A 12,218-nucleotide genomic window follows, 5' to 3' on the forward strand; every position below is an offset into this window, starting at 1 on the left:
CGTGCCTGTTCTGAAGTCCCGGCTGCTGCGCGTATCGGTGTCCGCGGCCGCGGTGGCCGCCACGTGCGGCTTACTCGTCGGTGCGGCGTACGCGTCGCAGTCCGATACGTCCGCCGCCGGCGGATTCGTCATCGACGCTCTGAGCGCGGCCCAGGTGCCGCCGGGCGGGGTCGTCTCGCAACCGGTGCGCGGGCTCTGGAGCGGCGACCAGCCCAGCGGCTTCGCCAAGGTGTCCGGCCCGGACTGGTTGAGCGTCACGGCCGAGGGTGTCGTGACCGGCACCGTGCCCGCCGACGCCCCGAACCAGCCGGTGGTGGTCACCGTGCGGGCCGGTTCGGCCTCGGTGAAGGTGGTCGTCCCGGTCGCGTCGGCGCCGCGGCTCGAGGTGGCCAGCCTCAACCTCGACGACGCCGGGGCGAACGCGGCCTCGGACGCACGCCAGAAGGTGCTGCAGGCCGTCGCCGCCGACGGGATCCAGGTCCTGGGCGTGCAGGAGTCGGGCGGATCCGAGGCCACCGAACTGGCGAACGATCTGGGCTGGCACTCCTGGCAGAGCGCCGGGGATCTGGGCATCGTCAGCGCGTATCCGATCAGCGACGTGACCGCGCCGACGGCGAGTGTGCCGGCCGTGGCGGTGACGCTGGATGTGAGCGGGCAGCCGGTCCGGGTCTGGGTCACCCATCTGGACGAGAGCGACTACGGTCCGGCCCGGGCCTGTGCCGGGGCGACCGACGTCGTCGCGCACGAGCAGGGCACGACCCGGTACGCGCAGGCGCAGGCCACGGCTTCGGCGATGGGTGCGGACATCGCCGGGGGAGCGCCGGTGATCCTGCTGGGGGATCTGGCCTCGCCGTCCGGTTTGGACTGGACGAGCGCGGCTTCGCACTGCGGCGCGGGGGCGGTGGCCTGGCCGGTGACCGCGGCGTTCGCCAATGCCGGGCTGATCGACTCGTTCCGCACGGCGCACCCCGATCCGGTTGCCGACGCCGGGCCGACCTGGCCGTCGGTGGCCGGTGACAGTACGGCGGGGCCGGCCGACCGCGTCGACTACGTGGAGTACGCGGGTGGGCTCACCGTGCTGGGGGCCGAGTCGTATTACACCGGGTGGACCGGGCCGGGTGGACCGTCCACGGATTGGCCGTCCGATCACGCGGCCGCGGTGACGCTGTTCCAGCTGCCGGCGAGCACACCGGCGACGACGCAGCCGTCGAGCACACCCGCGACGCCGCCGGCGACCTCCGTGCCGCAGAAACAGTTCACCTCCACGCCCAAGCCGAAGATCACCGGCACGGCGAAGCACGGACAGACCCTCACCGCCACCGCCGCGGCGTGGAGTCCGAAGGCATCGCTGACCTACCAGTGGTACGCGGACGGGACGGCGATCAAGAACGCGACCACGGCGAGCTACACGATCGCCGCGAAATATGAAGGCGCACGGCTCACGGTGAGCGTCACCGGCAGCAAATCCGGCTACGCCACCGTCACGGTGACCTCGGCCGAGACGGGAGTCGTCAAATGAGGATCCGCAGCGCGCTCATAGCCGGCGCACTCACCGCGACGGTGCTGGTCGGACTGCCCGGATCGGCCGCGGTGGCGGACACCATCAGCGGCAGCGGCACCGCGGCCGACCCGTACCTCATCGACACCGCGGCCGATCTCGACGCCGCCGCGGCCGCCGTCAACGCCGACACCGGGCACACCGGCGCGGCGATCGCGACCTACCGGCTGCGCGCCGACGTCGACTACGCCGGCCAGACCTTCGCCGACTTCGCCTGGTTCGGCGGCACGTTCGACGGCAACGGCCACGCGATCCGCAACCTGGTGAACACGGTCACGGTCAGCGGGACCACCGCCGCGAGCGCGGTGTTCTACGCGCTGAACGGCGCGACGGTGCGGAACCTGACACTCGACGCGGTGAGCACCGTGCCGCCCGATCAGTCGGCGAGCAACTCCTACCCGGTCGCCGGCCTCGCCGGGACCGCGACGAGCTCGACGATCACCGGCGTCGGCCTGGTCGACTCGACCGTCTCGGTGACCACCGGCAGCACCAGCGCCGTGCTGGCCGGGCTCGTCAACACGGTCACCGGAACCCAGGCCGCGCCGAGCACGATCAGCAACAACTACGTCAGCGGCACGACGGTGACCGGACTGAAGTACGTGGCCGCCCTGGTGGCCAACGTGGGGTCGTTCACCACGATCTCGGACAACTTCGTCTCGGCCGCGGTCAGCAACACCGCCAGCGGGGCCGGCGAGACGGCGACCCTGCTCGTGCGGGCCGTCACGGGCACCCAAGGCGTGGCGATCCGGGACAACGTCATCCACTCCGGATCGATCACGCGCTCGTTCGGCTCCAGCGCGTACGTGGGCGGTTGGGTCAGTGGGTCTTCGGCCGGCACCGGCGTCACGATCGCGGACAACCTGGTCAACGCCAACAACGCCGTGAATGTCGGGGCGGACAGGCTGACCGTGAGCCCGATCGCGGTGCCCGCCGACTGGCCGTACGGCAGCAGTTTCGCCCTCGGCTGGAGCGGCAATCACCCGTACGACTACGCCAACTGCACGGGTACGGCCGACCCCGTCACCGGAAGCAAGTGCTGGACCATCGGCGACAACGGCACGTACACCGACCCGGCCGCGCTCGCGACGCAGGCCACCTACGACTGGGACTTCACCAGGACCTGGACGTGGGACACCGCCGCCAAGCATCCGGTGCTGACGCGGGCGCCCAAGGTGAGCACGACGACCCGGAGCATCACGGTCACGCAGGGCTCACCGCTGGACGCCGCCGCCCTGGAGAGCAAGTCCGGAGCGACCATCGACGACGGCACGCTGTCGGCCGACCTGAGTGGCGTGGACACCGCCACCATCGGTACGCAGACCGCGTACCTCATCGGCACGAACGACGGTTTCACGACCACCGTGCCGATCACGGTGACGGTGACGGCGCCGACCTCGGGTCCGACGCTCACCGTGCCGATCACCACGATCGCGGTGCCCGCAGGAGCGCTGCCGACGCCGGCCCAGATCCTGGCGGCCACGCACGCCACGACCGACAAGGGCACGCTCGGCGTCGACTTCGGCGCGCTGGGTGCCGCGGACTTCGCCACCCCCGGCGCCACCAACACGGTCAACGTGACCGCGTCGTTCAACGGCCTGTCCGCCACGCCGGTGCCGGTCACCGTGAACGTCACCCTGGCCGGGAGCGGGACGGCGGCCGACCCGTACCGGCTCGGTTCGGCCGCGGCTCTCGACTACGCCACGACCAGGATCAACGCCGACACGGCCCGCACCGGCGCCGCGATCGCGCACTACGCCGTGACCGCGGACATCGACTATGCCGGGAGGACGTTCGCCGGCATCACCTGGTTCGGCGGGACGTTCGACGGAGCCGGGCACACCATCGCCAACCTGGTCAACCCGACCACCACCGACACCGCGCCGGTCACCGCGATGTTCGTGACCGACACCGGAACGATCGAGAACCTGGTGCTCGCGCACCTGACCTCGAACGTGACGTGTGCCGGCGGCGCGACCTACTACGACGCCGCGGTCGTCTCCAGCCTGAGCGGCGGCACGCTGAGCGGCATCGAACTGGTCGACTCGTCGGTCGTCATGACCCCCGGCGCGTGCGCCACCAACTCCTTCGTGGGCGGGCTGGTGCGCATCACGTCGGGCGCCGCGACGATCACGAACAACATGGTGTGGAACAGCACGATCGGCGGCAACAAGTACGCGGGTGGTATCGCGGCCGCGCCGGCCAACGGCGCCGTCATCACCAACAACCTGATCAACGCCACCATCTACCAGCCGACCAGTGGAGCCGGAGCGACCGTCGGCGGTGTCGACGCGGTGCCCGCCGGCACGGTGACGACCACCGGCAACGTCATCTTCGGAGGCTCGATCACCGCCGGCACCGGCACCACCCCGGCGACCGGCGGGACCCACACGGTCAACGCGATCGCCGCCGGCGCGACGAGTGCGACGAACCTGGTCAGCTCGAACGCGGCCATCCAGCCGTCCGCCAACGGCAACAACACACCACCGAGCAACGGTACGCCGGTGAACGCCGCCGACCTCGCCAAGCAATCGACCTACGAGGGTGCCGGCTGGGACTTCGCGGGCGGCACGACACCCTGGGCGTGGGGCGGCGACCATCCCGTGCTGCGCACCGCGCCGCTGCTGCGGTTGACCGGCACCGTCCAGTTCAGCTACGCGGCCGGCGCCGAGACGGCCGCGCAGGCCAAGGCCGCGATCCTGGCCGCCGCCGCTCCGGCCCTCGACCAGCCGGGCGCGTCCCCGGTCTTCGACGTGGACCTGTCCGGCGTGGACTTCGGCGCCGCCGGGACCTACCCGGCCGAGGTGATCGCCACCGACGGCGGCGTCGCGGCGATGCCCCGTCCGGTGACCGTCACCATCGTCGACCCGGACGCCCTGACCGTGAGCGTGCTCGACCCCACGCTGGACCTCAACGCCGGCGACAGCATCACCGCGGCGGAGCTGCTGGTCCGCTCGGGTGCCACCGCCTCGCAGGGCGCGCTCGCGGTGGACGCCACCGATCTGGCCGCCGCCAACACCACCGTCATCGGCTCCTACCCGGTGCGGGTGACGGCGACCCTGCGCGGCGTCGCCAGCAGCCCGGCCACGGTGACCGTGCACGTCGTCGCCGCGGGCGTACCGGTGATCAAGGTGACCTCGACACGACTGAGCTTTGTCGCCGGTGACCCGATCACCGCGGACAACGGCGCGGCGGTGCTCGCCGGGTCGGGCGCGACGGCGACCGGCGGCACCCCGGGCGTGGTCTTCCCGGCCGGATTCGACGAGAACACGCCGGGCACCTACAGCGTGAGCCTGGTCGACGCGCCCGCCACGCCGGTGAACCTGCAGGTCGTCGTCACGGCGGTGCCGACGCCCGTGATCACCGTGGCGCACCCGATCGTCAGCTTCGTCGAGGGGGCCGACCCGGACGAAGCGGCTGTGCTCAGCGCGCTCGGCGCCAGCATCAGCAATGCCGCCTCGGGCGCCACGATGTTCGTGGACCTGTCCGGCGTCGACTTCGACACCCCCGGCAGCTACCGCGTCGCGGTCACCGGCTCGCTGCACGGCGTGGCCGCCACTCCGGTTCCGGCCACCATCAACGTGCTGCTGCCCGGCTCGGGTACGGCCGCGGATCCGTACCAGATCGGATCGCCGCACGATCTCGACGCGGCCGCGGTGCTGGTCAACCAGGACACCGCGCACACCGGTGCCGCGACCGCGCACTACGTGCTGAGCGCGACCATCGACTACGCCGCCAAGACCTTCGCCGGCTTCGACTGGTTCGGCGGCACCTTCGACGGCGGCGGCCACGCGATCAGCAACATCGCGTACGCCACCTCCACCGCGGGGTCCCCGGTCACGGCGATGTTCGACACCGTCACCGGCACGATCGAGAACCTCGAGCTGTCGCACGTGAACGCCGCCGTGACCTGCGTCGGCGGCGCGACGAACTACCTCGCGGGCGTCGCGGACACGCTCAGCGGAACCCTGAACCGGGTCGCGCTGGTGGATTCGTCGGTCGTGATGACCAAGGGTGCGTGCGCCACCAACTCGTTCACCGGCGGCCTGGCCCGCGCGACCACCGGCACGATCACCCAGAGCATGGTCTGGAACACCACGATCACCGGCAACAAGTACGCCGCGGCCCTGACCAGCAACGGCACGGGCAAGCTGACGAACAACCTCGTCAACGCGACCGTCGCGCAGACCACGAGCGGAGCGGGCGCGGGAGCCGGTGAGGTCCAGGCCTCGGGGATGCCGGCGCTCGCCACCGGCAACGTGATCTACGGCGGCTCGGTCAGCGGTACCGGCACGCACACGACATCGGCGATCGGGCAGGAGACCACGGCGGGCACGCCGCTGGGCACGAACAATCTGGTCAGCACCAACGTGATCCTGGCCCCGGGCACGAACGCGGCGACACCGGACAACGGCACCCCGGTGACGCCCGCCGCCCTGGCCCAGCAGTCCACCTACGAGGGCGTCGGGTTCGGCTTCGGCGCGGGCGCGGCCTGGTCCTGGGTGGACGCCGGGCTGGCCAGTCATCCGATCCTGTCCTACCTGCCGGTCACCTTCTCCGCCCCGGTCGTGGCCCTGGCCGGCCCGTCGATCATCGTGTCCGCCCAGGCGCCCGAGCCCGGCGAGGCGGCCCTGCTGCAGCGGTTCGGCGCGGTCACCGATCACGGCACCCTGAGCATCACGCTGGGCGACCCCACCGATGGCGGCGTCAACTTCCAGCTGCCGGGCACCTATCCCGCGACCATCAGCGGAACGGACAACGGGGTGACCACGACGGTCGACGTCACGATCGTCGTCACCGCCCTGGTGGGCAGCGGCACCGCGGCCGACCCGCTGTCGATCGGCTCGCGGGCCGACCTGGACAACGCGGTCACCGCGCTGGACAGCGGTCCGGCCGTGTATCAGAGCGCGCACTACGCGCTGACCGCGGACATCAACTACGCCGGCGACGACTTCGGCGGGATCGACCTGTTCAGCGGGGTCTTCGACGGCGGCGGACACACGATCAGCAACCTCACGTACGCCACCGACGGTGCCACCAACGGCGATACGCTCGCGTTCTTCCGGGTTCTGGACGGCGCGACGGTCCGCGACCTCAGCGTGAACAACGTCGTCGGCCAGGGCACGAGCGACGTCGCGGGCCTGGCCGCCGACGTGTACGCCTCGACGATCAATGCCGTCTCGGTGATCGCGGCGACGCTCGGCAGCACCGGCGCGGGCGGCACCGGCGACGTCGGCGGTCTCGTCGCCGACGCGTTCGCCAACCGTGGATCGTCGCTGTCCGGCACCGGCACGACCACGATCGCGGACACCAGCGTGTCGCAGACCTCGGTCGCGGGCCGCTGGAAGGTCGGCGGCCTGGTCGCGTCGGCCGCGGGTGCGGTCGCGATCGAGCGGAACCTGATCGACGCCGACACGACGAGCCAGTCGCTGGTCGGGCCGGGCGCCGGGGTCTCGGCCGGCGGTGTGCTCGGCGCGGTCGGCACCGGCGGCACCGTCCACATCGCCGGCAATGTCGTGTTCGGCGGTTCCGTGTCGTACGCCAGCGTGGGCGGTTCGCGAACCGGCTTCGCCGGGTTGGTGCTGGGTGACGTGTCCGGCACCGGCGACTGGGTCGAGCAGGACAACCTGGTCAGCTCGAGCGCGACGCTGGGCGCGAATCTCACCGGCGCCGCCGCGAACGTCAGCGGGCACGGCGACCAGGACGGAACGCCCACCGCGGCGGCCGATCTGTCAGCGGAGCAGAGCTACACCGCGCTGGGCTGGGACTTCGGCAGTGACAGCCCGGTGTGGGCGTGGTCGGCCGGGGCGGCACACCCGGTGCTGTCCGCGGTGCCCGAGCTGGCGGTGCCGACGGTGCGGGTGGCGCGCACGTCGGTGGCGTACCAGGTGGGCAATGTCCCGTCGGACGTGGCGATCCTGGCCGACCTCGGCGCGACGGTGTCGCTGGGCGGTATCGCGGCGCTGGACCGCTCCGGCGCCGACCTGACCCAGACCGGGTCGTACGCCCTGCCGATCACCGGCACCGCGAACGGCGTCGGGAGCCGGGCGGTGACCGTGACGGTGAACGTGGTACCCGTCGTCGCCATCACCGCCCTGGTGACCCGCGTCGACTACGTGACCGGCACCGAGGTGGACGCGGACCAGCTCCTGTCCGACATCGGGGCGTCGCTGAACACGACCGGCACGCTCGGCGTCGACCTGTCGGGCGTCGACTTCGACAAGGCCGGCGACTACGTCGTCACGCTGACGGCGACCGACGACTTCGGGTTCGCCGCCCGGCCGGTCACGGTGACCGTCGCGTTGCAGGACGCGCCGGCCGGTCCGGGCGGCGGCGAGGGGTCGCCGGTGGACCCCGGCACCCCGACGATCAAGGGCAAGCCGCGCATCGGTGTGCAGCTGACGGCCGACCCTGGCACGTGGGTGCCGGCCGGCCCGCCGTCGTACAGCTGGCTCCGGGACGGCGTGGCCATCGCCGGGGCGACCGGTAAGACGTACACGCCGGTCGCCGCGGACGCCGGCCACCTGCTGCAGGTCGCCGTGACCGAGACGCCCGACGGTTTCCCGGCCACCACCGCCTACTCCGCGGCGGTCACCGTCGCGGCGGGCGAGTTCGTGGCGCCGAAGCCGACGCTGCCGGGCGCGGCCCGGGTCGGCTCCACGCTGGTGGCGAATCCGGGGAAGTGGACACCCGCGCCGGCGCTGGCCTACCGCTGGCTCCGCGACGGCGTGGTGATCGGCGGCGCGACCGGTGCGTCCTACACCCCGACCAAGGCCGACCTCGGTGCGGCGCTGCGCGTGCAGGTGACCGGGGCGCTGGCGGGGTACACGACCACGACGGTCAAGTCGGCGGCGGTACGGGTGCAGGCCGGGGTCTTCACCGCGCCGGTGCCGCAGGTGACCGGGCCGGCGACGGTGGGCTCGGTGCTGAGCGTGTCGGCCGGGGACTGGTCGCCGGCGCCGAAGTTCGTCGACTACCAGTGGCTGCGCGACGGCGACGCGATCAAGGGGGCGACGAGCGCGAGCTACCGGCTGGTGGCCGCCGACTACGGCGAGCGGGTCAGCGTGCGGGTGGTCGGCTCGCGGGTCGCGTACGTGACCCTGTCGGTGAAATCGGCGGCGGTAAAGGTGGACGCCGGGGTCTTCACCGCGCCCACGCCGAAGCTGAAGGGGACGGCGACGGTCGGCTCCGAGTTGAGCGTGTCGGTCGGGGACTGGTCGCCGGCGCCGAAGTTCGTCGACTACCAGTGGCTGCGCGACGGTGTCGCGATCAAGAAGGCGACCAGTTCGAGTTACTCGCTGGTGGCCGCCGATGCCGGCCGGCGGGTCAGCGTGCGGGTGGTCGGCTCGCGCGTCGCGTACGTGAGCAAATCGGTGTCCTCGGCGGCGGTGACGGTCGGCAACGGCACCCTGCGCACCGCCAAACCCACGATCAGCGGGACGGCCGAGGTCGGCCGGACCCTGACGGCAGACACCGGCAAGTGGAGCCCGAAACCCGCGTTCGCCTACCAGTGGTACGCGGACGGGAAGAAGATTCCGCACGCCACGAGCGCCTGCTATCAGATCGACCGGACGTACCGGAACACCAAGATCACCGTCAGTGTCACCGGGACGTTGGACGGATATTCCCCGGCGACCACGGTCTCCGACGCGACGAAGGCCGTCAAATGAGCCTCAGAACGGGACAGCACATGATCAGCAAGCGCCATCGCCGGCTGCGGCTCTGGTTGGTAGTCGTGCTGGCGGCGGCCGGTCTGACCGGCGTCGTCACGGTCGCGCTGCCCGGTCAGTCGCGGGCCGATACGCTGCCGGACAACTCGCGGAACACGACGACGCCGATCAAGCACGTCGTGGTGCTCTACGACGAGAACGAGAGCTTCGACCACTACTTCGGCACGTACCCGTACGCCGCCAACTCGGACGGCACCCCGTTCACGCCGGCGCCCGGCACGCCCACCGACATCAACACGATGCTCAACGCGGGCCTGGTGCCGGGCGACGCCCCGGGCGCCGCGGTCGCCGCGCACAACCCGAACGCCAGCCTGCCGCCGGACTCCACGTTCTACACCACCCCGAATCCCAACCTCTACCAGCCCGGCCGGCTGACCTCGTCGCAGGCGATCACGTGCGACCAGAACCACTCGTACGGCCCGGAGCAGCAGGCGATGGGCACCGGCGGGCTGGACAAGTTCGTGGAGTCCACCAACAGCACCTGTACCACCCAGGGCACCTTCTCGTCGCCGGGGCTCGTCATGGACTACTACGACGGCAACACCGTCACCGGGGTCTGGAACTACGCCCAGAACTACGCGATGAGCGACAACAACTGGGACACGATCTTCGGTCCGTCCACCCCCGGGCACCTGAACCTGGTCAGCGGCAACACCTACTCCGGAACCGCCGTCGTCGGCACCGACATCGACGCCAACGGCGACACCTTCGGGAACGCGGCGAGCGTGGCCACGCCGTCGATGCACGGCGCCAACATCGGTGACCTGCTCAACGGCAAGGGCGTCTCCTGGGGATGGTTCCAGGGCGGCTTCGCCTCGAAAACCGCGACCAGCCAGAACGTCGCCGGCGCCGCGCAGCAGGACTACGTCGCCCACCACGACGCGTTCCAGTACTACACCTCGACCGCGAACTGGGCGCACACGCCACCGGCGGACAACGCCGAGATCGGTCATGGCGGGCCGGCGAACCACCAGTACGACCTGTCGTTGTTCGACGACGCGCTGAACAACGTCGGCGGCGCCAGCCTGCCCGCGGTGTCGATGCTCAAACCGCCGCACGCCGAGGACGCCCACCCGGGCAACAGCGGCCCGCTGGACGAGCAGGCATTCCTCACCAAGGAGATCAACGCGATCGAGAAGTCGCCGTACTGGTCGTCGACCGCGATCGTGGTGACCTACGACGACTCCGACGGCTGGTACGACCACGTCGCCCCGACCATCACCAACGCCTCGACGGGTGCGGCCGGCGACACCACGATCTGCACCCGGGCCGCGGCCGACGGGGTGCCGATGCTCAACGGCTATGCCGGCCGGTGCGGGCCCTCGCAGCGGCTTCCGCTGCTGGTGATCTCGCCCTACGCCCGGAAGAACTACGTCTCGCACGCGCTGACCAACCAGGCCAGCGTGCTGCGGTTCATCGAGGACAACTGGTCGACCGGCCGCATCGACGACATCTCCGCGGTCAAGGGATCGTTCGACGCGAGCGCCGGCCGCCTGGACGACCTCTTCGACTGGACTCATCCCCAGGGCAACGAGGTGTTGCTCGACTCGACGATGTACCAGCCGGGCGCGAGCTGTACCGGCGTGACCGACTTCTCGACGTGCATCAACGCGACCTTCGGTGCGGTCACGTCCAAGCCGTCCGACAGCTCCGCACCCGTCCCCGCCCCGACGATCACCGCGGCCCGGCACACGGTGACGCTGCGCGCCGAGGATCCGCTGCCGAGCGTCGCGGACTTCCTCGGCGATGTCGGCGCCTCCACCACGGCGGGCACCCTGTCGGCCGACCTCTCCCCGGTCAAGCCGGACGTGGTCGGCACCTACAGCGTCACCGTCACCGGAGCCCTCGGCGCGACCGGCGACCCGACCGCCCCGGACAGCGGCGTGCCCGCGATGAACCCGCAGACGATCACCGTGCAGGTGGCGCCGTTCATCACCCTCGCGCATCCCACGGTGACCGTGACCGCGGGGACGGCGCCGTCGCCGACCTTCCTGCGCAGCCTGGCCGGCGCCACCATCGTCGGCGGAACGCTGGCGCTGCCCGATCTGTCCGGCATCGACTTCAGCCAGGCCGGCTCGCACCAGGTGCAGATCACCGGCGGGGGCAACGGCGTCCCGGCGATCCCGGCGACACTGACCGTCATCGTGGCGAAGGCCGGCCCGTCCGCAGCACCGGTGATCACGCTGGCCAAGCCGGTGCTGACCTATCCGGTCGGCGCCTCGCCCACCGCGGCGCAGGTCGCGACCGCCGCCGGCGCCGCCATCACCCACGGTGCGCTCGATCCGCTCGACCTGTCCGGCGTCAAATTCAGCAAGCCCGGCACGTACGGGGTCACGGTGTCCGGCGCGGACGGCACCCAGCACGCGGCCCCGGTGACGCTGAGCATCGCGGTGGTGGCGACACCGGTGATCACGGTCGGGCAGTCGGCGATCACGACCCCGGCCGGGACGGCGCTGACCTCGGATCAGGTGCTCGCCGGCACGATGGCCACGATCTCGTCCGGCGCGCTGGACCCGGTGGACCTGACCGGCGTGGAGCCGGGCACCCCGGGCACCTACGCCGTGCGGATCACCGGCTCGGACCGGGGGATCGCGGCCAAGCCGGTGACGGTCACGATCCAGGTGCTGACGCCGGTGGCGAAGCCGATCGCCTCGGTCACCACGCTCACCCTGTCCAAACAGTCGGTGACCTCGTCGAAGCCGGTGACCGCCACGGTCACGGTCACGGCCAAGGGCGCCACCCCGACCGGGAAGGTCGGCGTCTACAACGGATCGGCGCTGCTCGCGAGCGTGAAGCTGGCCAAGGGGACGGCGAGCGTCGCGCTCACCCTTCCGGTCGGCGGGTACACGTTGCACGCCGAATACCTGGGCAGCACGGAGGTGACGGCAAGTACCAGCAAGGCCGTCACGTTCACCGTGACGAAGAAGTAGGCC

General features: G+C 71.4%; 3 protein-coding genes. All 3 read left to right on the top strand.

The window, feature by feature from the left end; translation table 11 throughout:
- Position 1 precedes the first annotated feature (1 nt).
- From HH310_RS21635 to HH310_RS21645, 3 genes are read left to right on the top strand one after another with little or no spacing between them, the layout of a single operon-like run.
- Complete coding sequence (locus HH310_RS21635) at positions 2-1,519, top strand: endonuclease/exonuclease/phosphatase family protein (RefSeq protein ID WP_169177417.1); 1,518 nt, start codon at positions 2-4, stop codon at positions 1,517-1,519.
- The gene (locus HH310_RS21640; RefSeq protein ID WP_169177418.1) at positions 1,516-9,225 is read left to right on the top strand and encodes a hypothetical protein; all 7,710 of its coding nucleotides are present in this window, start codon (positions 1,516-1,518) and stop codon (positions 9,223-9,225) included. Before HH310_RS21635 ends, HH310_RS21640 begins: the two co-directional genes overlap by 4 nt.
- Positions 9,222-12,215, top strand: a complete 2,994-nt coding sequence (locus tag HH310_RS21645; RefSeq protein ID WP_169177419.1) for an alkaline phosphatase family protein — start codon at positions 9,222-9,224, stop codon at positions 12,213-12,215. Before HH310_RS21640 ends, HH310_RS21645 begins: the two co-directional genes overlap by 4 nt.
- The last annotated feature ends 3 nt before the right edge of the window (positions 12,216-12,218 follow it).

This window comes from Actinoplanes sp. TBRC 11911, from assembly GCF_012933445.1.
GTDB lineage: Bacteria > Actinomycetota > Actinomycetes > Mycobacteriales > Micromonosporaceae > Actinoplanes.